Below are 20,743 nucleotides of genomic sequence, written 5' to 3' on the forward strand. Positions count from 1 at the left end.
CCCCCACCGCGTCCAGCGCCGCCACGCACTCGTCCCAGCCCATCGCGATGAACGACGCCGCGTCGGTCCGGGGCGCCAGGTCACCCAGCCAGTCGGCCCGGTAGACGTACCGGGACGCCTCCGCGTGTGCGCGCAGCGCGGCCAGGAGGTCGGCGGGGGAGCAGCCGTGCCGCAGGAGGTCCACCGCGTGTGCCGCCAGGTCGCTCGCCGCCAAGGCGGTGGGGTGGCCGTGGGTGAGGGCCGCCTGGAGCTGGGCGATGGCCGCGCGCTGGTCGGGGGAGAGGTAGGGCGCGAGGCCGACCACGGCCGCCCGTACCACCGCCGCGCAGCCCTTCGAGCCCGCTGCCGTCGCCTCCTGCCAGGGGATGGGCCGGGCCAGGGCCTCGCAGGCGGTGAGCGTCGTACGGCCGGGGGAGCGGTCGTTGTCCGGGGCGTAGCGCCAGCGGACCAGGTGCGTGCGCAGGGCCGTCGTCACGGCGGCCGGTGTCAGCCACGGCGGGGCGGGGAGCGCGCCCCGCACCGTGAGGGCCTCGCGGGCCGCCGCCTCGGGCAGGGGAGCCGCGACCGCCACCCCCGCCAGCGCCTCCCCGACGGCCAGCGTGAGCTGGGTCTGGTCGGAGACCCGGACGCGGCCGTCGGCCGACAGGGGCAGCTCCATCGACTCCCAGGCCCCGTACACCTCCGCGATGCCGTCCAGGGAGAGCGACGACAGCGGGCGGCCCATCGCGTCGCCGATCGCCAGGCCGAGCAGGGCTGCGTGCGCCGAGCGCCACCGGGGGACCCGGCGCGGCAGGTCCGCCAGGTCATGCAGGCCCTCCAGGCTCGGAGCCGTCGTCAGCGACCCCGGCACCGCCGACGGTGATGCCGACAGTTCCGCGAGGACCACCGTGGGCGCCACGCCCCGGGCCTTGCCGTCGCGCAGCGCGCGCATCCAACGGCTGTCGTTGCGCGCCTGAACCCCGGCGTCCCGGCGGACGAGCCACCCCGCGGCGTCGTCCTCGTCGCACGCCCATACGTAGGTGGTGACCACGCCCCGGTCGTCCGCCACCGCCAGGTACCGGACGGGGCGAGCCGTCGCGGACGCGTACTCCGCCGGGCCGTTGACCTGCGAAAACGCAAGATCCTCCGCGAAGCGGGGGTTGATGTACCCACGGGGGACAAAGCGCGGCGCGGGCTCGGCTGCGTCAGTCACTGCAAGGCTTCCGTCTCGTTCGGCGGGAGATCGTCACCGCCACCCTGCCCGAGGCGGGTCGCCGCGCCGACGGCGGCCCGGGTTTGATCTCCGTCACTCACCGGGTACGCTCTACGGCTCGATTGGCACCCGGCGTGCCCCGTATGGCAGACTGTCATGGTTGCTCGGTTGAGTGCCGATGCTGCGCGCCTCCCGCCGGGAGGACCGGAAGCGAGTCCCACAGTACTCGTCGCCTTATCTGTCCAAGGATCCGTGAGGGTCCGGACGGCAGCGCTTTGGCGGACGTACGGGAATCTTTCGGGAAGTGCGGTGCGGTTTCTCGGCCAGGCGCCCGGTGGGTTTCTTCCCCCGGACCCGCGGTCAGCTGGGCCGCAGCCCCTAGCAGGGATTCTCCTCCTTTCGGAGAACTGTGTGAGCGGGACTGCGACACGCCCGACCGCGTGGGTCGGAGGAAGTAGAAAAAAGGGCCTCCCGGGAGCCAGAGCGTTCGAGACAAAGGACTACTAAGTAGCCATGGCGGGACAGAAGATCCGCATCCGGCTCAAGGCCTACGACCACGAGGTCATCGACTCCTCGGCGAAGAAGATCGTCGAGACGGTGACTCGCACTGGTGCGTCGGTCGCGGGCCCGGTGCCGCTGCCCACTGAGAAGAACGTGTACTGCGTCATCAAGTCGCCGCACAAGTACAAGGACTCGCGCGAGCACTTCGAGATGCGCACGCACAAGCGCCTGATCGACATCCTCGACCCGACGCCCAAGACCGTTGACTCGCTGATGCGCCTGGACCTTCCGGCCGGCGTTGACATCGAGATCAAGCTCTGAAGGGCGCGAAGAAGATGACCAAGCAGATCAAGGGCATCCTGGGCGAGAAGCTCGGCATGACCCAGGTCTGGGACGAGAACAACCGTGTCGTCCCGGTGACCGTGGTCAAGGCCGGGCCCTGCGTCGTTACCCAGGTCCGTACGAATGACAGCGACGGCTACGAGTCGGTCCAGATCGCCTTCGGCGAGATCGACCCGCGCAAGGTGAACAAGCCCCTCAAGGGCCACTTCGCCAAGGCCGACGTGACCCCCCGTCGCCACCTCGTCGAGATCCGTACCGCTGGTGCCAGCGAGTACACCCTCGGCCAGGAGCTGACTGCCGAGACGTTCGAGGCCGGTATCAAGGTCGACGTCACCGGCAAGAGCAAGGGCAAGGGCTTCGCCGGTGTGATGAAGCGTCACAACTTCCACGGCGGCAAGGCCTCCCACGGTGCCCACCGCGTGCACCGCAAGCCCGGTTCCATCGGTGGCTGTGCCACCCCCGGCCGTGTCTTCAAGGGCATGCGCATGGCGGGTCGCATGGGCAACGAGCGGGTCACCACCCAGAACCTGACCGTCCACGCCGTTGACGCGGAGAAGGGTCTGCTGCTCATCAAGGGCGCGGTTCCTGGTCCGAACGGCGGCCTCGTCCTGGTCCGTACCGCGGCCAAGGGGGCCTGAGGTAACCCATGAGCACCATTGACATCCTTTCGCCGGCAGGCGACAAGACCGGGACGGTCGAGCTCCCCGCGGAGATCTTCGACGTCGAGAAGATCAGCATCCCGCTGATCCACCAGGTCGTCGTCGCGCAGCTGGCCGCGGCCCGTCAGGGCACGCACAAGACCAAGACCCGCGGTGAAGTCCGTGGTGGTGGCAAGAAGCCTTACCGCCAGAAGGGCACCGGCCGCGCGCGCCAGGGTTCGACCCGTGCGCCGCAGTTCGCCGGCGGTGGCGTCGTCCACGGCCCCGTGCCGCGTGACTACTCCCAGCGCACCCCCAAGAAGATGAAGGCCGCCGCTCTGCGTCACGCCCTCACCGACCGGGCGCGCAACTCCCGCATCCACGTCGTCTCCGGCGTGGTCGATGGCGAGATCTCGACGAAGGCCGCGAAGAGCCTGCTCGGCAAGGTCAGTGAGCGCAAGAACGTGCTCCTGGTCATCGAGCGCTCGGACGAGGCTTCGCTGCTCTCCGCCCGCAACCTGCCCCAGGTGCACATCCTGGAGCCGGGCCAGCTGAACACGTACGACGTGCTCGTCTCGGACGACGTGGTCTTCACCAAGGCCGCCTTCGAGTCCTTCGTGTCTGGCCCCAAGGCCAATGAGACCGAAGGGAGCGAAGCCTGATGGCTATCCGTCACCAGAGCATCGCGTCCAAGGCTGCGAAGGCCGCCAAGGCCGCGCGAGTCGCCAAGGCGAAGCGCATCGCGACCGAGGGCAAGATCGCTGTTGAGCCCACCCCGCTGAGCAAGTCCTTCTCGGACCCGCGCGACGTCCTTGTCAAGCCGGTCGTCTCCGAGAAGTCGTACGCGCTGCTCGACGAGGGCAAGTACACGTTCATCGTGGCCCCCGGCGCCAACAAGACCCAGATCAAGCAGGCCGTCGAGGCGGTCTTCTCGGTCAAGGTCACCGGCGTCAACACGATCAACCGTCAGGGCAAGCGGAAGCGTACGCGCACCGGGTTCGGCAAGCGTGCCGACACCAAGCGCGCCATCGTGACCCTTGCTGAGGGCGACCGTATCGACATCTTCGGCCAGGCCTCCTAACGGAGCGCCCTGGTCCGAATATCGGACGAGGACTGAGAAATGGGAATCCGCAAGTACAAGCCGACTACGCCGGGCCGCCGTGGCTCCTCCGTAGCCGACTTCGTCGAGGTAACGCGGTCCACGCCGGAGAAGTCGCTGGTTCGCCCGCTGCACAGCAAGGGCGGCCGTAACAACGCCGGTCGGATCACCGTTCGCCACCAGGGTGGCGGACACAAGCGCGCCTACCGCGTGATCGACTTCCGTCGTCACGACAAGGACGGCGTGCCGGCCAAGGTCGCGCACATCGAGTACGACCCCAACCGCACCGCGCGCATCGCGCTGCTGCACTACGCGGACGGCGAGAAGCGCTACATCCTCGCCCCGCGCGGCACGCAGCAGGGTGACCGGATTGAGAGCGGCCCCGGTGCCGACATCAAGCCCGGCAACAACATGGCGCTGCGCAACATCCCGGTCGGTACGACCATCCACGCCATCGAGCTGCGGCCCGGCGGCGGCGCGAAGTTCGCCCGCTCCGCGGGTGCCTCCGTGCAGCTGCTCGCGAAGGAAGGCGCCATGGCGCACCTTCGTATGCCGTCCGGTGAGATCCGCCTGGTCGACGTCCGCTGCCGCGCCACCATCGGCGAGGTCGGCAACGCCGAGCAGTCGAACATCAACTGGGGCAAGGCCGGCCGCATGCGCTGGAAGGGCGTCCGCCCGACCGTGCGTGGTGTCGTGATGAACCCGGTCGACCACCCGCACGGTGGTGGTGAAGGCAAGACTTCCGGTGGTCGCCACCCGGTCTCGCCGTGGGGTCAGAAGGAGGGTCGTACTCGTGATCGCAACAAGGCGAGCAACAAGTACATCGTCCGCCGCCGCAAGTCGAACAAGAAGCGCTAGGAGCGGGTTTAGATGCCGCGCAGTCTCAAGAAGGGGCCCTTCGTTGACGACCACCTCGTAAAGAAGGTGGACGTCCAGAACGAAGCCGGCACCAAGAACGTCATCAAGACCTGGTCCCGTCGCTCGATGATCATTCCCAGCATGCTGGGTCACACGATCGCGGTGCACAACGGCAAGACCCACATCCCGGTGTTCGTCACCGAGTCGATGGTCGGCCACAAGCTCGGCGAGTTCTCGCCGACTCGCACCTTCCGCGGCCACGTCAAGGACGACCGGAAGTCGAAGCGCCGCTAGCGCGGGGTGGAACGACTATGACTAACACCGAAGGGACAACCATGGAAGCCAGGGCCCAGGCGCGGTACATCCGCGTCACGCCCATGAAGGCCCGCCGCGTGGTGGACCTCATCCGTGGCATGGATGCCACGGAGGCTCAGGCGGTCCTGCGTTTCGCCCCGCAGGCCGCGAGCGTGCCGGTCGGCAAGGTGCTGGACAGCGCCATTGCCAACGCCGCGCACAACTACGACCACACCGACGCCTCTTCGCTGGTCATCAGCGAGGCGTACGTGGACGAGGGCCCGACCCTGAAGCGGTTCCGTCCGCGTGCTCAGGGCCGTGCCTACCGGATCCGTAAGCGGACCAGCCACATCACCGTGGTCGTCAGCAGCAAGGAAGGAACCCGGTAATGGGCCAGAAGGTAAACCCGCACGGGTTCCGGCTCGGTGTCACGACCGACTTCAAGTCGCGTTGGTACGCCGACAAGCTGTACAAGGACTACGTCAAGGAAGACGTCGCCATCCGTCGGATGATGACGTCCGGCATGGAGCGCGCCGGCATCTCGAAGGTGGAGATCGAGCGCACCCGTGACCGCGTGCGTGTGGACATCCACACCGCTCGTCCCGGCATCGTCATCGGCCGCCGTGGCGCCGAGGCCGACCGCATCCGCGGTGACCTCGAGAAGCTCACGGGCAAGCAGGTCCAGCTGAACATCCTTGAGGTCAAGAACCCCGAGGTCGACGCTCAGCTCGTGGCCCAGGCCGTGGCGGAGCAGCTGTCCTCCCGCGTCTCCTTCCGTCGTGCCATGCGCAAGAGCATGCAGTCGGCGATGAAGGCGGGCGCCAAGGGCATCAAGATCCAGTGTGGTGGCCGCCTCGGTGGCGCCGAGATGTCGCGCTCGGAGTTCTACCGCGAGGGCCGCGTGCCCCTGCACACGCTCCGCGCCAACGTCGACTACGGCTTCTTCGAGGCCAAGACGACCTTCGGCCGCATCGGCGTGAAGGTCTGGATCTACAAGGGCGACGTCAAGAACATCGCCGAGGTCCGCGCCGAGAACGCCGCTGCCCGCGCCGGCAACCGCCCGGCCCGTGGTGGCAACGACCGCCCGGCCCGCGGTGGCCGCGGTGGCGAGCGTGGCGGTCGCGGTCGCAAGCCGCAGCAGTCGGCTCCGGCCGCCGAGGCCCCCAAGGCCGAGGCGCCCGCCGCTGCTCCGGCTGCTGAGAGCACCGGAACGGAGGCCTGACCGAAATGCTGATCCCCCGTAGGGTCAAGCACCGCAAGCAGCACCACCCGAAGCGCAGCGGTATGTCCAAGGGTGGTACGCAGGTTGCGTTCGGCGAGTACGGCATCCAGGCCCTCACTCCGGCGTACGTGACCAACCGCCAGATCGAGGCGGCTCGTATCGCGATGACCCGCCACATCAAGCGTGGCGGCAAGGTCTGGATCAACATCTACCCGGACCGCCCGCTCACCAAGAAGCCCGCCGAGACCCGCATGGGTTCCGGTAAGGGTTCTCCCGAGTGGTGGATCGCGAACGTCAAGCCCGGTCGGGTGATGTTCGAGCTGTCCTACCCGAACGAGAAGATTGCTCGTGAGGCGCTCACCCGCGCTGCTCACAAGCTTCCGATGAAGTGCCGCATCGTCCGGCGCGAGGCAGGTGAGTCGTGATGTCGGCCGGTACCAAGGCGTCCGAGCTGCGCGAGCTGGGCAACGAGGAGCTTGTCAACAAGCTTCGCGAGGCCAAGGAAGAGCTGTTCAACCTCCGCTTCCAGGCGGCGACGGGTCAGCTCGAGAACCACGGTCGGCTGAAGGCCGTCCGCAAGGACATCGCGCGGATCTACACCCTGATGCGTGAGCGCGAGCTGGGCATCGAGACGGTGGAGAGCGCCTGATGAGCGAGAGCAACGTGACTGAAGAGACGAAGGCCGCGCGCGGCTTCCGCAAGACCCGCCAGGGTCTTGTCGTCAGCGACAAGATGGACAAGACCGTCGTCGTCGCTGTCGAGGACCGCGTCACCCACGCGCTGTACGGCAAGGTCATCCGCCGTACGAACAAGCTCAAGGCGCACGACGAGCAGAACGCTGCCGGCGTCGGCGACCGCGTCCTCCTGATGGAGACGCGTCCGCTGTCGTCGACGAAGCGCTGGCGCATCGTCGAGATCCTCGAGAAGGCCAAGTAGGTAATTCCCGCAAGGGAATTCCAACAAGTACAGCTCCGAGGGGCACCCCCCTCGGAGTTCGTTCCGCCAGGCTCCCGGGGCAGTTCGCTGAACTGCCCCGGGGGAACCGGCAGACAAACAGGAGATAGACGTGATCCAGCAGGAGTCGCGACTTCGCGTCGCCGACAACACGGGTGCGAAGGAAATTCTCACCATTCGTGTTCTCGGTGGCTCGGGTCGCCGCTACGCGGGCATCGGTGACGTCATCGTCGCCACCGTCAAGGACGCGATCCCCGGTGGCAACGTGAAGAAGGGTGACGTCGTCAAGGCGGTCATCGTTCGCACCGTCAAGGAGCGCCGCCGTCCGGACGGCTCGTACATCCGCTTCGACGAGAACGCCGCCGTCATTCTGAAGAACGACGGCGACCCTCGCGGCACCCGTATCTTCGGCCCGGTCGGCCGTGAGCTGCGCGAGAAGAAGTTCATGAAGATCATCTCGCTCGCGCCGGAGGTGCTGTAAGCATGAAGATCAAGAAGGGCGACCTGGTCCAGGTCATCACCGGTAAGGACAAGGGCAAGCAGGGCAAGGTCATTGCCGCTTACCCGCGCGACGAGCGCGTCCTGGTCGAGGGTGTCAACCGGGTCAAGAAGCACACGAAGGCCGGCCCGACCGCCAGCGGCTCGCAGGCCGGCGGCATCGTGACCACCGAGGCCCCCGTCCACGTCTCCAACGTCCAGCTGGTCGTGGAGAAGGACGGCAACAAGGTCGTCACGCGCGTCGGTTACCGCTTCGACGACGAGGGCAACAAGATCCGCGTTGCCAAGCGGACGGGTGAGGACATCTGATGACGACCACCACCACTCCGCGTCTCAAGACGAAGTACCGCGAGGAGATCGCGGGTAAGCTGCGTGAGGAGTTCTCGTACGAGAACGTCATGCAGATCCCCGGCCTGGTCAAGATCGTGGTCAACATGGGTGTCGGCGACGCCGCCCGTGACTCGAAGCTGATCGACGGCGCCATCCGCGACCTGACCACGATCACCGGTCAGAAGCCGGCCGTGACGAAGGCCCGGAAGTCCATCGCGCAGTTCAAGCTGCGCGAGGGCCAGCCGATCGGCTGCCACGTCACGCTCCGTGGCGACCGCATGTGGGAGTTCCTGGACCGCACCCTGTCGCTCGCGCTGCCGCGCATCCGCGACTTCCGTGGTCTGTCCCCCAAGCAGTTCGACGGCCGTGGCAACTACACCTTCGGTCTCACGGAGCAGGTCATGTTCCACGAGATCGACCAGGACAAGATCGACCGCGTCCGGGGTATGGACATCACCGTGGTGACCACGGCGACCAACGACGCTGAGGGCCGTGCGCTCCTTCGTCACCTCGGCTTCCCGTTCAAGGAGGCGTAAGCGAGATGGCGAAGAAGGCTCTGATTGCCAAGGCTGCTCGTAAGCCCAAGTTCGGTGTGCGTGCGTACACCCGCTGCCAGCGCTGCGGCCGCCCGCACTCCGTCTACCGCAAGTTCGGCCTCTGCCGTGTGTGCCTTCGTGAGATGGCTCACCGCGGCGAGCTCCCGGGCGTGACCAAGAGCTCCTGGTAGTCCCGGCTTTTCGGGACTGCCTGGATCTCTCGGTAAGTAAAGGGTTGGCAGCCGCCCTCCTCCACATGGCTTAGGCTAGGAGGGTTGGGCGTCTGCCGCCCTGACCGACTTACTACGCCGTAGGTCCCCGCGCCGCACCCGTCCCGCCTCTGAGTGGGGAGAGGGATGGCGCAGATAGGAAACCACGGCGAGAGAGGCCGAAGGCCAATTCATGACCATGACTGATCCGATCGCGGACATGCTGACTCGTCTGCGTAACGCGAACTCGGCGTACCACGACACCGTGGCGATGCCGCACAGCAAGATCAAGTCTCACATCGCGGAGATCCTCCAGCAGGAGGGCTTCATCACGGGCTGGAAGGTCGAGGACGCCGAGGTCGGCAAGAACCTCGTTCTCGAGCTGAAGTTCGGCCCGAACCGTGAGCGCTCCATCGCGGGCATCAAGCGGATCTCCAAGCCCGGTCTCCGGGTTTACGCGAAGTCCACCAACCTGCCGAAGGTCCTCGGCGGCCTCGGCGTGGCGATCATCTCCACGTCGCACGGTCTCCTGACCGGCCAGCAGGCAGGCAAGAAGGGCGTAGGTGGGGAAGTCCTCGCCTACGTCTGGTAGTCGGGAACGGAGGAATAGCTAATGTCGCGTATTGGCAAGCTCCCCATCACGGTTCCCGCCGGCGTGGACGTCACCATCGACGGCCAGACGGTCGCGGTCAAGGGCCCCAAGGGATCCCTGAGCCACACCATCGTCGCGCCGATCGAGATCGCTAAGGGTGAGGACGGCGTCCTGAACGTCACCCGCCCGAACGACGAGCGTCAGAACAAGGCCCTCCACGGCCTGTCCCGCACGCTGGTGGCGAACATGATCACCGGCGTGACCCAGGGTTACGTGAAGAAGCTCGAAATCAGCGGTGTCGGTTACCGCGTCCTGGCGAAGGGCTCCAACCTGGAGTTCTCGCTCGGCTACAGCCACCCGATCCTGATCGAGGCGCCCGAGGGCATCTCCTTCAAGGTCGAATCGGCGACCAAGTTCTCGGTCGAGGGCATCGACAAGCAGAAGGTCGGCGAGGTTGCGGCCAACATCCGCAAGCTGCGCAAGCCCGACCCGTACAAGGCCAAGGGCGTCAAGTACGAAGGCGAAGTCATCCGCCGCAAGGTCGGAAAGGCGGGTAAGTAAGCCATGGCATACGGTGTCAAGATTGCTAAGGGCGACGCTTACAAGCGTGCTGCCATCAAGCGTCGTCACATCCGCATCCGTAAGCACATCTCGGGTACGGCTGAGCGTCCGCGCCTGGTCGTGACGCGCTCGAACCGCCACATCGTGGCCCAGGTCATCGACGACATCAAGGGTCACACCCTTGCGTCGGCGTCCACCCTGGACACCACGATCCGCGGCGCCGAGGGCGACAAGTCCACGGCCGCCAAGTCGGTCGGCGCCCTGGTCGCCGAGCGCGCCAAGGCCGCCGGTGTCGAGACTGTCGTGTTCGACCGTGGTGGTAACCAGTACGCCGGGCGCATCGCCGCCCTGGCGGACGCCGCCCGCGAAGCCGGACTCAAGTTCTGAGTCGGTTCCGTAGCTAGCGGAAACAGAGAGAGGTAATTCCAATGGCTGGACCCCAGCGCCGCGGTGGCGGTGCCGGTGGCGGCGAGCGGCGGGACCGGAAGGGTCGCGACGGTGGCAACGCCGCCGCCGAGAAGACCGCGTACGTTGAGCGCGTCGTCGCGATCAACCGCGTCGCCAAGGTTGTGAAGGGTGGTCGTCGCTTCAGCTTCACTGCGCTCGTCGTAGTGGGCGACGGTGACGGCACCGTGGGTGTCGGTTACGGCAAGGCCAAGGAGGTGCCGGCCGCCATCGCCAAGGGTGTTGAGGAGGCCAAGAAGCACTTCTTCAAGGTCCCCCGTATCCAGGGCACCATCCCGCACCCCATCCAGGGTGAGAAGGCCGCGGGCGTCGTCCTGCTCAAGCCTGCTTCCCCCGGTACCGGTGTTATCGCCGGTGGCCCGGTGCGTGCCGTGCTCGAGTGCGCGGGTGTGCACGACATCCTGTCGAAGTCCCTGGGCTCCGACAACGCGATCAACATCGTGCACGCGACCGTGGCGGCCCTCAAGGGCCTGCAGCGTCCCGAGGAGATCGCGGCTCGCCGTGGTCTGCCCCTCGAGGACGTCGCCCCCGCGGCTCTCCTTCGTGCGCGTGCGGGAGCGGGTGCGTAATGGCACAGCTCAAGATCACGCAGACGAAGTCGTACATCGGCAGCAAGCAGAACCACCGCGACACCCTGCGTTCCCTTGGTCTCAAGGGCATCAACACGCAGGTCGTCAAGGAGGACCGCCCCGAGTTCCGCGGAATGGTGCACACCGTCCGCCACCTCGTGACGGTTGAGGAGGTCGACTGACATGGCGGAGCAGAACCCGCTGAAGGTCCACAACCTCCGGCCCGCCCCGGGCGCCAAGACCGCCAAGACCCGTGTGGGTCGTGGTGAGGCGTCCAAGGGTAAGACCGCTGGTCGTGGTACCAAGGGCACCAAGGCCCGTTACCAGGTTCCGGAGCGCTTCGAGGGTGGCCAGATGCCCCTCCACATGCGTCTCCCGAAGCTCAAGGGCTTCAAGAACCCGTTCAAGACCGAGTTCCAGGTCGTGAACCTCGACAAGCTGAGCGCGCTGTACCCGGAGGGTGGCGAGGTCACCGTCGAGGGTCTCGTCGCCAAGGGTGCCGTTCGCAAGAACAGCCTCGTCAAGGTGCTCGGCCAGGGTGAGCTCACCGTGGCGCTCCAGGTGACGGTCGACGCCGTCTCCGGTTCCGCCAAGGAGAAGATCACCGCCGCGGGCGGTACCGTCACCGAGCTCGTCTGATTCATTCGGACGTGTCGATGACATGAGCGTTTCCCAGCCGGGGATGCCCCACAAAAGGGGCATCCCCGGTTGGTCGTTCCAAGGGGGGCACGGTCGCCGGTAAGGTGGCGTGCACTGTCTAAGCTCCGTGCGGTCTGCCCGCACGGTTTTGTTGACTGATACGTATTCGTCGAACCTCAAGACCACCACCTCTGGCGCACGCGCGCGGGGGTCGCAGGAGGCACCGTGCTCACCGCGTTCGCCCGGGCGTTCAAGACGCCCGACCTGCGCAAGAAGCTGCTCTTCACACTCGGCATCATCGTGATCTACCGGGTGGGTACGCACGTGCCGATCCCCGGTGTCAGCTACAAGAACGTCCAGACCTGTATCGACAACCAGAGCCAGAACCAGGGCTTGTTCGGTCTCGTCAACATGTTCAGCGGTGGCGCGCTGCTGCAGATCACGATCTTCGCGCTCGGCATCATGCCGTACATCACCGCGAGCATCATCCTGCAGCTGCTGACCGTGGTGATTCCGCGGCTCGAAGCCCTCAAGAAGGAGGGTCAGGCCGGTACGGCGAAGATCACGCAGTACACGCGCTATCTGACCATCGCGCTCGCGATCCTTCAGGGCACCGGCCTGGTGGCCACCGCCCGCACCGGCACCCTCTTCCAGGGCTGCCCCGTGGCCAGCGAGATCGTCCCCGACCAGTCGATCTTCGTCACCATCACGATGGTCATCACGATGACCGCGGGTACGGCCTGTGTGATGTGGCTCGGTGAGCTCATCACCGACCGCGGCATCGGCAACGGCATGTCGATCCTGATGTTCATCTCGATCGCCGCGACCTTCCCGAGCGCCCTGTGGGCCATCAAGGAGCAGGGCGACCTGGCGGGCGGCTGGATCGAGTTCGGCACCGTCATCGCGGTGGGCCTCGTCATGGTCGGCCTGGTGGTCTTCGTCGAGCAGGCGCAGCGACGCATCCCGGTCCAGTACGCGAAGCGCATGATCGGCCGCCGGTCCTACGGGGGTACGTCGACGTACATCCCGCTGAAGGTGAACCAGGCGGGCATCATCCCTGTGATCTTCGCCTCCTCACTGCTCTACATTCCGGCTCTCGTCGCCCAGTTCGCGGGCGGCAATTCCGGCTGGAAGCAGTGGATCGAGGCGAACCTGACCAAGGGTGACCACCCGATTTACATCGCCACGTACTTCATCCTGATCGTCTTCTTCGCCTTCTTCTACGTCGCGATCTCCTTCAACCCCGAGGAAGTCGCCGACAACATGAAGAAGTATGGTGGCTTCATCCCGGGCATCCGGGCTGGCCGTCCTACCGCTGAGTATCTGAGTTACGTACTCAACCGGATCACGTGGCCGGGTTCGCTGTATCTGGGTCTGATCGCTCTTGTGCCGACGATGGCGTTGGTGGGCTTCGGGGCCAACCAGAACTTCCCGTTCGGCGGGACGAGCATCCTCATCATCGTGGGTGTGGGTCTGGAGACCGTGAAGCAGATCGAGAGCCAGCTCCAGCAGCGCAATTACGAAGGGTTCCTCCGCTGATGCGAATCGTCCTCGTCGGGCCGCCCGGTGCGGGCAAGGGAACGCAGGCCGCGTTCCTCGCCAAGAACCTGAAGATCCCGCACATCTCCACGGGCGACCTCTTCCGTGCCAACATCAGCCAGGGCACGGAGCTGGGCAAGCAGGCGAAGGCCTACATGGACGCCGGCAACCTCGTCCCCGACGAGGTCACGATCGGCATGGCGAAGGACCGCATGGCGCAGCCGGACGCCAAGAACGGCTTCCTGCTCGACGGCTTCCCGCGGAACGTGTCGCAGGCCGAGGCCCTGGACGAGGCGCTCAAGGCGGACGGCCAGAAGCTCGACGCCGTCCTGGACCTGGAGGTCCCCGAGGACGAGGTGGTCAAGCGCATCGCCGGCCGCCGCATCTGCCGGAACGATTCCAGCCACGTCTTCCACGTGACGTACAGCAAGCCCAAGACCGAGGGCGTCTGCGACGTCTGCGGCGGCGAGCTCTACCAGCGCGGTGACGACAAGGAAGAGACCGTGCGCAAGCGGCTCGACGTGTACCACCGCGAGACCGAGCCGATCATCGACCACTACAAGGCGCAGGGCCTGGTGGTCACGATCTCCGCGCTCGGCAAGGTGGAAGAGGTCACCAAGCGCGCCATGGCGGCGCTCAAGGGCGACAAGTAGTCCGTACGCTGTTCTCCGGCCGCGGTGCCCCTCGGGGGACCGCGGCCGTAGTGTTGGGTACGTCGGTTGTTGGACGGATGACGGAGAGCGGAAGCCCCATGGTGCAGATCAAGACCCCCGAGCAGATCGCGAAGATGCGTGAGGCGGGCCTTGTCGTCGCCGCCATCCACGCCGCGACCCGCGAGGCCGCGGTGCCCGGCGCGACCACGAAGGATCTGGACGACGTCGCCCGCAAGGTCATCGCCGAGCACGGGGCGAAGTCGAACTTCCTCGGGTACGGCGGCTTCCCCGCGACGATCTGCACCTCGGTGAACGAGGTCGTCGTGCACGGCATCCCGGACGACAAGACCGTCCTGAAGGACGGCGACATCATCTCCATCGACGCCGGTGCGATCATCGACGGCTGGCACGGTGACGCCGCCTACACGGCCTTCGTGGGCTCCGGTCACGCTCCGGAGCTCGTCGAGCTCTCCCGGGTGACCGAGGAGTCGATGTGGGCCGGTATCGCGGCCATGAAGCAGGGCAACCGCCTCGTCGACATCTCGCGGGCCATCGAGACCTACATCCGCCGCCAGCCGAAGCCGGGCGGCGGCAAGTACGGCATCGTCGAGGACTACGGCGGTCACGGCATCGGCACCGAGATGCACATGGACCCGCACCTCCTGAACTACGTCGAGCGGCGCCGCGGCAAGGGCCCCAAGCTGGTGCCCGGCCTCTGCCTCGCCATCGAGCCCATGGTCTCCCTCGGCACCCCCCGCACGGAGGTCCTCGAGGACGACTGGACGGTCATCACGACGGACGGCACCTGGTCCTCCCACTGGGAGCACTCGATCGCCCTCACCGAGGCGGGCCCGCTGGTCCTCACGGCCCCGGACTGCGGCAGGGCGAAGCTGGCGGAGTACGGGATCACGGCGGCTCCTGACCCGCTGGGCTGAGGCCTCGGGGCGGTCGGGGACCCCCTTGCTTAAGGATCTTCGTCGTGGGGCAGACTTTCTCGATTCGTCTTTCCGAGTGCACTGACGTAGACTGACGCGTCGGCTCTCGTGCATCCGTGTGTCTCCATACGGAGTGCGGCAGTCGATCAAGGTAGTCGATTCGAAGGGCGAAGCGTGGCCAAGAAGCAAGGTGCCATCGAGATCGAAGGCACTGTCGTCGAGTCTCTTCCGAACGCCATGTTCAAGGTGGAGCTCCAGAACGGCCACCAGGTCCTGGCACACATCAGCGGCAAGATGCGCATGCACTACATCCGCATCCTCCCTGACGACCGGGTCGTGGTGGAGCTGTCTCCGTACGACCTGACGCGTGGCCGGATCGTCTACCGGTACAAGTAGATCTTGCCCGCATCCCGCTCACGCGGGGTGGTGGCACTGACCCGGAGAACCTCACCCAATGAAGGTCAAGCCGAGCGTCAAGAAGATCTGCGACAAGTGCAGGGTGATCCGCCGTCACGGCCGGGTCATGATCATCTGCGACAACCCGCGCCACAAGCAGCGCCAGGGCTGACGCACGACTGCAGTTCGCAGATTTTCGCGCGACGCACGTAATCAATACGCAGAGCACGTCCCTCTTCAGATCCATCGGTATATGGAGGGCGACACCCCCGGTCGGAGGCCGGGGACCCAGCCGGTACCTAGTACGGCCACTGGGAGTGGTTCTGCCGAAGACCTCCGAAGAATCAACAGGAGCCATGAATGGCACGCGTTGAAGGCGTTGACCTCCCGCGCGAAAAGCGCATCGAGGTCGCCCTCACCTACGTGTTCGGCATCGGCCGCACGCTGGCCCAGCAGACGCTGGACGCCACCGAGGTGGACCGCAACACCCGCGTCCGCGACCTGACCGAGGAAGACCTCGTCAAGATCCGCGAGTACGTGGACGCCAACATCAAGACCGAGGGTGACCTCCGTCGCGAGATCCAGGCCGACATCCGCCGCAAGGTCGAGATCGGCTGCTACCAGGGCCTGCGTCACCGTCGTGGCCTGCCCGTCCGCGGTCAGCGCACCAGCACGAACGCCCGCACCCGCAAGGGCCCGCGTCGCGCCATCGCCGGTAAGAAGAAGCCGGGCAAGAAGTAGTCCTCGCTCAGCGGTCTATCGACAGCTGACGCTGCAGGACCGACCACCTCCCGTAGGAGTTATAGATGCCCCCCAAGGGTCGTCAGGGCGCTGCCAAGAAGGTGCGCCGCAAGGAAAAGAAGAACGTCGCTCACGGCCACGCGCACATCAAGAGCACGTTCAACAACACGATCGTGTCCATCACGGACCCGACCGGCAACGTGATCTCCTGGGCCTCCGCCGGCCACGTCGGCTTCAAGGGCTCGCGCAAGTCCACGCCGTTCGCCGCGCAGATGGCCGCCGAGTCGGCTGCCCGTCGCGCGCAGGAGCACGGCATGCGCAAGGTCGACGTGTTCGTCAAGGGCCCGGGTTCCGGTCGTGAGACCGCCATCCGTTCGCTCCAGGCGACCGGCCTCGAGGTCGGCTCGATCCAGGACGTGACGCCCACGCCGCACAACGGCTGCCGTCCGCCCAAGCGTCGTCGCGTCTGACGCTCGGACGTCTCAGGTCTTCGGGCGGTACGGCTCTTCGGGGCGGTACCGCCCGTACCCTTGTACGTAGTAACACCATGGGGCTTCGCCCCGGGCAGGGCATCAAATAGTGGGTGCCCCTGACTGAAGGATCGCAACATGCTGATTGCTCAGCGTCCCTCGTTGACCGAAGAGGTCGTCGACGAATTCCGCTCCCGGTTCGTGATCGAGCCGCTGGAGCCGGGCTTCGGCTACACCCTCGGCAACTCCCTCCGCCGGACGCTCCTGTCCTCGATCCCGGGTGCGGCGGTCACGTCCATCCGTATCGACGGTGTCCTGCACGAGTTCACCACCGTGCCGGGCGTCAAGGAAGACGTCACCGACCTCATCCTCAACATCAAGCAGCTCGTCGTCTCCTCGGAGCACGACGAGCCGGTCGTGATGTACCTGCGCAAGCAGGGTCCGGGTCTGGTCACCGCCGCCGACATCGCGCCCCCGGCCGGTGTCGAGGTGCACAACCCCGACCTCGTCCTCGCCACGCTGAACGGCAAGGGCAAGCTGGAGATGGAGCTGACCGTCGAGCGCGGTCGCGGCTACGTCTCCGCCGTGCAGAACAAGCAGGTCGGCCAGGAGATCGGCCGTATCCCGGTCGACTCCATCTACTCGCCGGTCCTCAAGGTCACGTACAAGGTCGAGGCGACCCGTGTCGAGCAGCGCACCGACTTCGACAAGCTGATCGTCGACGTCGAGACCAAGCAGGCCATGCGCCCGCGGGACGCCATGGCGTCCGCAGGCAAGACCCTGGTCGAGCTGTTCGGTCTGGCGCGTGAGCTCAACATCGACGCCGAGGGCATCGACATGGGCCCGTCCCCGACGGACGCCGCCCTCGCCGCCGACCTGGCGCTGCCGATCGAGGAGCTTGAGCTCACCGTCCGGTCGTACAACTGCCTCAAGCGTGAGGGCATCCACTCCGTGGGTGAGCTCGTCGCCCGCTCCGAGGCCGACCTCCTCGACATCCGCAACTTCGGTGCGAAGTCGATCGACGAGGTCAAGATGAAGCTGAACGGTATGGGTCTCGCGCTGAAGGACTCGCCCCCCGGCTTCGACCCGACCGCCGCCGCTGACGCCTTCGGCGCGGACGACGACGCCGACGCCGGTTTCGTCGAGACCGAGCAGTACTAGTTCTGATTTTGGCTGCGGATCGGCTTGGGCTGGTCGCGCAGTTCCCCGCGCCCCTGACGGGGCGCGGGTGCCACTGACCTCGGTACCTGATACGGCCGGGGCAGATCACTAGGAGAAACACCATGCCGAAGCCCACCAAGGGTGCCCGTCTGGGCGGCAGTGCCGCGCACGAGAAGCTGCTGCTCGCGAACCTCGCCAAGCAGCTCTTCGAGCACGGCCGCATCACCACCACCGAGGCGAAGGCCCGTCGTCTGCGTCCCTACGCGGAGCGTCTGGTCACCAAGGCGAAGAAGGGTGACCTTCACAACCGCCGCCAGGTGCTGTCCGTCATCACCGACAAGAGCATCGTGCACACGCTCTTCACGGAGATCGGCCCGCGCTACGAGAACCGCCCCGGTGGTTACACCCGCATCACCAAGATCGGTCCCCGTCGTGGCGACAACGCGCCCATGGCGGTCATCGAGCTGGTGGAGGCCCTGACCGTGGCCCAGCAGGCCACCGGTGAGGCCGAGGCCGCCACGAAGCGTGCCGCCAAGGACGCCGAGGCCACCGACGCCAAGGTCGACACGGCCAAGGCCGACGAGTCCGCCGAGGAGTCGAAGGACGCGTAAGCGTTCCGACCGGTGTACGGGCGGGCCCGCATCCCTTCGGGGGTGCGGGCCCGTTCCGCTTGAGAGGATCTTTCTTCGTGAGTGATGAGGCAGAGCCCGGGTTCGTGCGGGTGCGTCTTGACCTGTCGTACGACGGCAAGGACTTCTCCGGCTGGGCCAAGCAGCGGGAGGGCAGGCGGACCGTCCAGGGCGAGATCGAGACGGCGCTGCGGACCGTGACGCGGTCGCGGGAGACGTACGAGCTGACGGTGGCGGGCCGGACCGACAGCGGGGTGCACGCGCGCGGCCAGGTCGCGCACGTCGATCTGCCCGAGGACGTCTGGGCCGAGCACCAGGACAAGCTCCTGCGCAGGCTCGCCGGGCGGCTGCCGCACGACGTGCGGGTGTGGAAGGTCGCCGAGGCGCCCGCCGGGTTCAACGCGCGGTTCTCCGCCGTGTGGCGCCGGTACGCCTACCGCGTGACCGACCACCCCGGCGGCGTCGACCCGCTGCTGCGCGGCCATGTGCTGTGGCACGACTGGCCGCTCGACCTCGACGCGATGAACGCCGCCGCCGAGCGGCTGATCGGCGAGCACGACTTCGCGGCGTACTGCAAGCGGCGTGAGGGCGCCACCACCATCCGTACGCTCCAGGAGCTGCGGTGGGAGCGGCGGCAGGACGGGATTCTTCAGGCCACCGTCCGGGCCGACGCCTTCTGCCACAACATGGTGCGGTCCCTGGTCGGCGCCATGCTCTTCGTGGGCGACGGGCACCGGCCCGTGGAGTGGCCGGGCAAGGTGCTCGCGGCCGGGGTGCGGGACTCCGCCGTCCATGTGGTGCGGCCCCACGGCCTCACCCTGGAGGAGGTCGGCTATCCCGCCGACGAACTGCTCGCCGCGCGCAGCAAGGAGGCGCGGAACAAGCGGACGCTGCCGGGCGCGGGCTGCTGCTGAGCGCCGGGACGCTCACGGGCAGGGACGTTCGCGGGCCGGGGCGGCCGGACCTACTCGGGTCCCGCCGCCGCGGCCGACGCCTGGGCCTCGCCCCGCTGGCGGATGCGCTGGAAGGCGAAGCGCTCCATGGTGTCACCGACCCCGTACGCGGTGCGGTCGCCCGTCGTGACGTCCTTGCCGCTGGCGTAGCCGGTGGTGGTGAAGTACGCGTAGCGGCCGTAGGCGTTGTAGGTGCCACGACAGACGCCCGTCTGGCAGAAGGCGGGGACGCCCTTGCCCGGCATCGCGTTGACCAGGCCCTTCTTGACCTGGTCCTTCACCTTCTCGGCCTGGGCCGTGGTGTCGAAGACGGCGACGCCGACGGTGACCGCGATGCCGCCCTTGACGTAGCTGACGCGGATCAGACGGGTGCAGTCGTTCTTGGTGAGGATCGTGCCGAGGGCGGCCTGGGTGACCGAGGCGCACTTCCCGGTGCTGTCCGTCGCGCCCTTCTTGTAGACGTCCTTGCCCGAGGTGAACGTCCTGCCGGGGAAGAAGCCCTCGGCGGTGAGCGGCGCCTTGTCCTTCTTGGCGCTGGAGATGTAGTCCTTCGGGTCCGGCGGGGGCGGCGGTGTGGTCGCCTCGAAGGAGGGGCCCGCGTCCTTGCTGGCGCCGGGGATGTCGGCGGTCGCCGGGAGCTCGCTGGCCGGTTTGTTCGACGCCGAGGCGTCGTCGCTGTTGGCGGAGACGACGGTGATGGCCACGGCCGCCGCGATACCGATCGTGGCGAACGCGCCGCCGCCGATCATCAGCCACTTGCGCCGCCGGGTGCGTGCCTCGGAGGCTTCGGCGAGCGCCGCCCAGTCGGGTGTGGGCCCGCCGCCGGGGCCGCCCGTTCCGCCCGGACCCCACTGAGGTCCCCCTTGCCCAAAGCTCATGGGCCGCATCTTAGACGGGGGCATGCGGATGTTGAGCCCGGGTCGCACGGGGTTCCCGGCCTAGCCTGAGCCCTATGAATACGGGCAAAACGGCGGTTAATGGGTGGATGTCGCGGCCTGCCGAAGGGCATGTCCTGGCCGTGCTCGGGGTGGTGCTGCTGGCCGCGGTCGTTCGGGTGGGGCTGCGCACGCCCGACGGGGGCATGGACAACGCCATCGTGGTGCGGGCCGCCGAGGCGTGGCTGCACGGGCGCTCGCCCTACGCCGACCGGCACTTCCTCTATCTGCCGGGGGCCGTGCTCGCCGCCGTGCCCCAGGCCCTGCTGCCGACCGCGGTGGCGCGGTTCGCGGTCCCGGCGGGCGTCACCGCCGGGCTCGTCGCCGGGTGGGTGTGCGCGCTGCGCCTGTACGGAATCCCGCCGCGCAGCAGGTTCGCCGCCTACGGGCTGCTCGGGCTCGCACTCGGCTTCGCGCCCTTCGGGCACCTCGTGGAGCTCGGCAACTGGACGGTGGCCTCCGCCGCGGCCCTGCCCCTGGCTCTGCTGCTCGCCTCCCGGGGCCGCTGGACCGCCGCCGGACTGGTGATCGGCGCCGCCGTCGCCGTGAAGCCGCTGCTGGTGCCCGTCGTGCTGCTCTTCGTCTTCGCCCGGCGGTGGCGGGGGCTCGCGGCGGCGGTCCTCCTGCCGGTGGCTCTCTCGCTCGGGGCCGCCCTCGTGCTGCCGGACCCCGCCGGGTTCCTCACCCGGACGCTGCCCTTCCTGCTGCGCGGCGACGACGCCTTCGTACGGCTCTACGAGGCTTCGCCGTCGGCGGTGCTCGGGCGGCTCGGGGTGCCGCGGACGCTGGTGACGCTGGCCGCGGGGGGCGCCGCGGCGGCCGGGGTGTGGTG

Annotated in this window: 34 protein-coding genes; 32 read left to right on the forward strand and 2 right to left on the reverse strand. The window is 67.3% G+C overall.

Annotated features, from left to right (window positions below; genetic code table 11):
• A partial coding sequence (locus AB8Z36_RS03575; RefSeq protein WP_369211695.1) for an ADP-ribosylglycohydrolase family protein occupies positions 1 to 1,192 on the reverse strand: 1,192 nt, incomplete at its 3' end.
• Positions 1,193 to 1,705: 513 nt separating this feature from the next.
• On the opposite strand from AB8Z36_RS03575, the gene rpsJ reads away from it, so the two are divergent.
• From rpsJ to truA, 31 genes are all read left to right on the forward strand, one after another.
• Positions 1,706 to 2,014, forward strand: coding sequence for a 30S ribosomal protein S10 (rpsJ, locus tag AB8Z36_RS03580; protein WP_003948644.1), 309 nt, complete (start codon positions 1,706 to 1,708; stop codon positions 2,012 to 2,014).
• Positions 2,015 to 2,028: 14 nt separating this feature from the next.
• On the forward strand, positions 2,029 to 2,673 hold the full coding sequence (rplC, locus tag AB8Z36_RS03585; protein ID WP_030782583.1) for a 50S ribosomal protein L3: 645 nt from the start codon (positions 2,029 to 2,031) through the stop codon (positions 2,671 to 2,673).
• An 8-nt stretch (positions 2,674 to 2,681) separates the two neighbouring features.
• Positions 2,682 to 3,335, forward strand: coding sequence for a 50S ribosomal protein L4 (rplD, locus tag AB8Z36_RS03590; protein WP_369211696.1), 654 nt, complete (start codon positions 2,682 to 2,684; stop codon positions 3,333 to 3,335).
• Positions 3,335 to 3,754: a 50S ribosomal protein L23 gene (rplW, locus tag AB8Z36_RS03595; protein WP_055564827.1), complete on the forward strand. Its 420-nt coding sequence runs from the start codon at positions 3,335 to 3,337 to the stop codon at positions 3,752 to 3,754. Before rplD ends, rplW begins: the two co-directional genes overlap by 1 nt.
• 39 nt (positions 3,755 to 3,793) lie before the next feature.
• A complete protein-coding gene (rplB, locus tag AB8Z36_RS03600; protein WP_062775138.1) occupies positions 3,794 to 4,630 on the forward strand; it encodes a 50S ribosomal protein L2 in 837 nt (278 codons plus the stop codon).
• Positions 4,631 to 4,642: 12 nt separating this feature from the next.
• On the forward strand, positions 4,643 to 4,924 hold the full coding sequence (rpsS, locus tag AB8Z36_RS03605; RefSeq protein WP_125514475.1) for a 30S ribosomal protein S19: 282 nt from the start codon (positions 4,643 to 4,645) through the stop codon (positions 4,922 to 4,924).
• A 41-nt stretch (positions 4,925 to 4,965) separates the two neighbouring features.
• Positions 4,966 to 5,313, forward strand: a complete 348-nt coding sequence (gene rplV / locus AB8Z36_RS03610) for a 50S ribosomal protein L22 (RefSeq protein ID WP_004571827.1) — start codon at positions 4,966 to 4,968, stop codon at positions 5,311 to 5,313.
• Positions 5,313 to 6,146, forward strand: a complete 834-nt coding sequence (gene rpsC, locus AB8Z36_RS03615) for a 30S ribosomal protein S3 (protein ID WP_055564829.1) — start codon at positions 5,313 to 5,315, stop codon at positions 6,144 to 6,146. The genes rplV and rpsC overlap by 1 nt, the downstream gene beginning before the upstream one ends.
• 5 nt (positions 6,147 to 6,151) lie before the next feature.
• A complete protein-coding gene (gene rplP, locus AB8Z36_RS03620) occupies positions 6,152 to 6,571 on the forward strand; it encodes a 50S ribosomal protein L16 (RefSeq protein ID WP_014047785.1) in 420 nt (139 codons plus the stop codon).
• Positions 6,571 to 6,795: a 50S ribosomal protein L29 gene (rpmC, locus tag AB8Z36_RS03625; protein WP_006347226.1), complete on the forward strand. Its 225-nt coding sequence runs from the start codon at positions 6,571 to 6,573 to the stop codon at positions 6,793 to 6,795. Before rplP ends, rpmC begins: the two co-directional genes overlap by 1 nt.
• The gene (gene rpsQ / locus AB8Z36_RS03630; RefSeq protein ID WP_361164950.1) at positions 6,795 to 7,082 is read left to right on the forward strand and encodes a 30S ribosomal protein S17; all 288 of its coding nucleotides are present in this window, start codon (positions 6,795 to 6,797) and stop codon (positions 7,080 to 7,082) included. The genes rpmC and rpsQ overlap by 1 nt, the downstream gene beginning before the upstream one ends.
• Positions 7,083 to 7,212: 130 nt before the next feature.
• A complete protein-coding gene (gene rplN, locus AB8Z36_RS03635) occupies positions 7,213 to 7,581 on the forward strand; it encodes a 50S ribosomal protein L14 (RefSeq protein WP_003974257.1) in 369 nt (122 codons plus the stop codon).
• Positions 7,582 to 7,583: 2 nt separating this feature from the next.
• Positions 7,584 to 7,907, forward strand: coding sequence for a 50S ribosomal protein L24 (rplX, locus tag AB8Z36_RS03640; RefSeq protein WP_016645174.1), 324 nt, complete (start codon positions 7,584 to 7,586; stop codon positions 7,905 to 7,907).
• A complete protein-coding gene (gene rplE / locus AB8Z36_RS03645) occupies positions 7,907 to 8,464 on the forward strand; it encodes a 50S ribosomal protein L5 (protein ID WP_062775145.1) in 558 nt (185 codons plus the stop codon). Before rplX ends, rplE begins: the two co-directional genes overlap by 1 nt.
• Positions 8,465 to 8,469: 5 nt before the next feature.
• Positions 8,470 to 8,655, forward strand: coding sequence for a type Z 30S ribosomal protein S14 (locus AB8Z36_RS03650; RefSeq protein WP_003956452.1), 186 nt, complete (start codon positions 8,470 to 8,472; stop codon positions 8,653 to 8,655).
• Positions 8,656 to 8,866: 211 nt separating this feature from the next.
• Positions 8,867 to 9,265 (forward strand): 30S ribosomal protein S8, encoded by a 399-nt coding sequence (gene rpsH, locus AB8Z36_RS03655; RefSeq protein WP_018528360.1) that lies wholly within the window; start codon positions 8,867 to 8,869, stop codon positions 9,263 to 9,265.
• A 21-nt stretch (positions 9,266 to 9,286) separates the two neighbouring features.
• Complete coding sequence (gene rplF / locus AB8Z36_RS03660) at positions 9,287 to 9,826, forward strand: 50S ribosomal protein L6 (RefSeq protein WP_030782548.1); 540 nt, start codon at positions 9,287 to 9,289, stop codon at positions 9,824 to 9,826.
• A 3-nt stretch (positions 9,827 to 9,829) separates the two neighbouring features.
• Positions 9,830 to 10,213: a 50S ribosomal protein L18 gene (gene rplR / locus AB8Z36_RS03665; protein WP_369211697.1), complete on the forward strand. Its 384-nt coding sequence runs from the start codon at positions 9,830 to 9,832 to the stop codon at positions 10,211 to 10,213.
• A 41-nt stretch (positions 10,214 to 10,254) separates the two neighbouring features.
• On the forward strand, positions 10,255 to 10,860 hold the full coding sequence (gene rpsE, locus AB8Z36_RS03670) for a 30S ribosomal protein S5 (protein WP_055564834.1): 606 nt from the start codon (positions 10,255 to 10,257) through the stop codon (positions 10,858 to 10,860).
• Entirely contained in the window at positions 10,860 to 11,042 is a 183-nt protein-coding gene (gene rpmD, locus AB8Z36_RS03675) for a 50S ribosomal protein L30 (protein WP_005481207.1), read from the forward strand. Before rpsE ends, rpmD begins: the two co-directional genes overlap by 1 nt.
• Before the next feature lies 1 nt (position 11,043).
• Complete coding sequence (gene rplO, locus AB8Z36_RS03680) at positions 11,044 to 11,499, forward strand: 50S ribosomal protein L15 (protein ID WP_062775150.1); 456 nt, start codon at positions 11,044 to 11,046, stop codon at positions 11,497 to 11,499.
• 225 nt (positions 11,500 to 11,724) lie between these two features.
• Positions 11,725 to 13,038, forward strand: a complete 1,314-nt coding sequence (gene secY, locus AB8Z36_RS03685) for a preprotein translocase subunit SecY (protein WP_369211698.1) — start codon at positions 11,725 to 11,727, stop codon at positions 13,036 to 13,038.
• A complete protein-coding gene (locus tag AB8Z36_RS03690) occupies positions 13,038 to 13,691 on the forward strand; it encodes an adenylate kinase (RefSeq protein WP_369211700.1) in 654 nt (217 codons plus the stop codon). Before secY ends, AB8Z36_RS03690 begins: the two co-directional genes overlap by 1 nt.
• 98 nt (positions 13,692 to 13,789) lie before the next feature.
• Positions 13,790 to 14,626, forward strand: a complete 837-nt coding sequence (gene map / locus AB8Z36_RS03695; RefSeq protein ID WP_369211701.1) for a type I methionyl aminopeptidase — start codon at positions 13,790 to 13,792, stop codon at positions 14,624 to 14,626.
• A 174-nt stretch (positions 14,627 to 14,800) separates the two neighbouring features.
• The gene (gene infA / locus AB8Z36_RS03700; RefSeq protein ID WP_003948620.1) at positions 14,801 to 15,022 is read left to right on the forward strand and encodes a translation initiation factor IF-1; all 222 of its coding nucleotides are present in this window, start codon (positions 14,801 to 14,803) and stop codon (positions 15,020 to 15,022) included.
• A 58-nt stretch (positions 15,023 to 15,080) separates the two neighbouring features.
• Entirely contained in the window at positions 15,081 to 15,194 is a 114-nt protein-coding gene (gene rpmJ, locus AB8Z36_RS03705) for a 50S ribosomal protein L36 (protein ID WP_003948619.1), read from the forward strand.
• 188 nt (positions 15,195 to 15,382) lie between these two features.
• Positions 15,383 to 15,763, forward strand: coding sequence for a 30S ribosomal protein S13 (gene rpsM, locus AB8Z36_RS03710; RefSeq protein WP_030782528.1), 381 nt, complete (start codon positions 15,383 to 15,385; stop codon positions 15,761 to 15,763).
• Between the two features lie 65 nt (positions 15,764 to 15,828).
• Positions 15,829 to 16,233, forward strand: coding sequence for a 30S ribosomal protein S11 (gene rpsK, locus AB8Z36_RS03715; protein WP_003948617.1), 405 nt, complete (start codon positions 15,829 to 15,831; stop codon positions 16,231 to 16,233).
• Positions 16,234 to 16,371: 138 nt separating this feature from the next.
• Positions 16,372 to 17,394, forward strand: coding sequence for a DNA-directed RNA polymerase subunit alpha (locus AB8Z36_RS03720; protein ID WP_016645160.1), 1,023 nt, complete (start codon positions 16,372 to 16,374; stop codon positions 17,392 to 17,394).
• A gap of 122 nt (positions 17,395 to 17,516) precedes the next feature.
• Positions 17,517 to 18,005: a 50S ribosomal protein L17 gene (rplQ, locus tag AB8Z36_RS03725; protein ID WP_369211702.1), complete on the forward strand. Its 489-nt coding sequence runs from the start codon at positions 17,517 to 17,519 to the stop codon at positions 18,003 to 18,005.
• Positions 18,006 to 18,082: 77 nt separating this feature from the next.
• Entirely contained in the window at positions 18,083 to 18,937 is an 855-nt protein-coding gene (truA, locus tag AB8Z36_RS03730) for a tRNA pseudouridine(38-40) synthase TruA (RefSeq protein WP_369211703.1), read from the forward strand.
• A 50-nt stretch (positions 18,938 to 18,987) separates the two neighbouring features.
• Here truA and AB8Z36_RS03735 read toward each other — a convergent pair whose 3' ends face one another.
• Positions 18,988 to 19,854 carry a hypothetical protein gene (locus tag AB8Z36_RS03735; RefSeq protein WP_369211704.1) on the reverse strand — a complete coding sequence of 289 codons (867 nt, stop codon included), beginning with the start codon at positions 19,852 to 19,854 and terminating at the stop codon, positions 18,988 to 18,990.
• Between the two features lie 107 nt (positions 19,855 to 19,961).
• Here AB8Z36_RS03735 and AB8Z36_RS03740 point away from each other — a divergent pair.
• The coding region (locus AB8Z36_RS03740) for a glycosyltransferase family 87 protein (RefSeq protein ID WP_369211705.1) at positions 19,962 to 20,743 on the forward strand (782 nt) is incomplete at its 3' end.

Source organism: Streptomyces flavofungini (assembly GCF_041028215.1).
Classification (GTDB): Bacteria; Actinomycetota; Actinomycetes; order Streptomycetales; family Streptomycetaceae; genus Streptomyces; species Streptomyces flavofungini_B.

Bases quoted from the DNA above. Each gene is read 5' to 3' on its own strand.
- rpsJ (WP_003948644.1), top strand. From the start codon at position 1,706: ATGGCGGGACAGAAGATCCGCATCCGGCTCAAGGCCTACGACCACGAG.
- rplC (WP_030782583.1), top strand. From the start codon at position 2,029: ATGACCAAGCAGATCAAGGGCATCCTGGGCGAGAAGCTCGGCATGACC.
- rplD (WP_369211696.1), top strand. From the start codon at position 2,682: ATGAGCACCATTGACATCCTTTCGCCGGCAGGCGACAAGACCGGGACG.
- rplW (WP_055564827.1), top strand. From the start codon at position 3,335: ATGGCTATCCGTCACCAGAGCATCGCGTCCAAGGCTGCGAAGGCCGCC.
- rplB (WP_062775138.1), top strand. From the start codon at position 3,794: ATGGGAATCCGCAAGTACAAGCCGACTACGCCGGGCCGCCGTGGCTCC.
- rpsS (WP_125514475.1), top strand. From the start codon at position 4,643: ATGCCGCGCAGTCTCAAGAAGGGGCCCTTCGTTGACGACCACCTCGTA.
- rplV (WP_004571827.1), top strand. From the start codon at position 4,966: ATGGAAGCCAGGGCCCAGGCGCGGTACATCCGCGTCACGCCCATGAAG.
- rpsC (WP_055564829.1), top strand. From the start codon at position 5,313: ATGGGCCAGAAGGTAAACCCGCACGGGTTCCGGCTCGGTGTCACGACC.
- rplP (WP_014047785.1), top strand. From the start codon at position 6,152: ATGCTGATCCCCCGTAGGGTCAAGCACCGCAAGCAGCACCACCCGAAG.
- rpmC (WP_006347226.1), top strand. From the start codon at position 6,571: ATGTCGGCCGGTACCAAGGCGTCCGAGCTGCGCGAGCTGGGCAACGAG.
- rpsQ (WP_361164950.1), top strand. From the start codon at position 6,795: ATGAGCGAGAGCAACGTGACTGAAGAGACGAAGGCCGCGCGCGGCTTC.
- rplX (WP_016645174.1), top strand. From the start codon at position 7,584: ATGAAGATCAAGAAGGGCGACCTGGTCCAGGTCATCACCGGTAAGGAC.
- rplE (WP_062775145.1), top strand. From the start codon at position 7,907: ATGACGACCACCACCACTCCGCGTCTCAAGACGAAGTACCGCGAGGAG.
- AB8Z36_RS03650 (WP_003956452.1), top strand. From the start codon at position 8,470: ATGGCGAAGAAGGCTCTGATTGCCAAGGCTGCTCGTAAGCCCAAGTTC.
- rpsH (WP_018528360.1), top strand. From the start codon at position 8,867: ATGACCATGACTGATCCGATCGCGGACATGCTGACTCGTCTGCGTAAC.
- rplF (WP_030782548.1), top strand. From the start codon at position 9,287: ATGTCGCGTATTGGCAAGCTCCCCATCACGGTTCCCGCCGGCGTGGAC.
- rplR (WP_369211697.1), top strand. From the start codon at position 9,830: ATGGCATACGGTGTCAAGATTGCTAAGGGCGACGCTTACAAGCGTGCT.
- rpsE (WP_055564834.1), top strand. From the start codon at position 10,255: ATGGCTGGACCCCAGCGCCGCGGTGGCGGTGCCGGTGGCGGCGAGCGG.
- rpmD (WP_005481207.1), top strand. From the start codon at position 10,860: ATGGCACAGCTCAAGATCACGCAGACGAAGTCGTACATCGGCAGCAAG.
- rplO (WP_062775150.1), top strand. From the start codon at position 11,044: ATGGCGGAGCAGAACCCGCTGAAGGTCCACAACCTCCGGCCCGCCCCG.
- AB8Z36_RS03690 (WP_369211700.1), top strand. From the start codon at position 13,038: ATGCGAATCGTCCTCGTCGGGCCGCCCGGTGCGGGCAAGGGAACGCAG.
- map (WP_369211701.1), top strand. From the start codon at position 13,790: ATGGTGCAGATCAAGACCCCCGAGCAGATCGCGAAGATGCGTGAGGCG.
- rpmJ (WP_003948619.1), top strand. From the start codon at position 15,081: ATGAAGGTCAAGCCGAGCGTCAAGAAGATCTGCGACAAGTGCAGGGTG.
- rpsM (WP_030782528.1), top strand. From the start codon at position 15,383: ATGGCACGCGTTGAAGGCGTTGACCTCCCGCGCGAAAAGCGCATCGAG.
- rpsK (WP_003948617.1), top strand. From the start codon at position 15,829: ATGCCCCCCAAGGGTCGTCAGGGCGCTGCCAAGAAGGTGCGCCGCAAG.
- AB8Z36_RS03720 (WP_016645160.1), top strand. From the start codon at position 16,372: ATGCTGATTGCTCAGCGTCCCTCGTTGACCGAAGAGGTCGTCGACGAA.
- rplQ (WP_369211702.1), top strand. From the start codon at position 17,517: ATGCCGAAGCCCACCAAGGGTGCCCGTCTGGGCGGCAGTGCCGCGCAC.
- AB8Z36_RS03735 (WP_369211704.1), bottom strand. From the start codon at position 19,854: ATGAGCTTTGGGCAAGGGGGACCTCAGTGGGGTCCGGGCGGAACGGGC.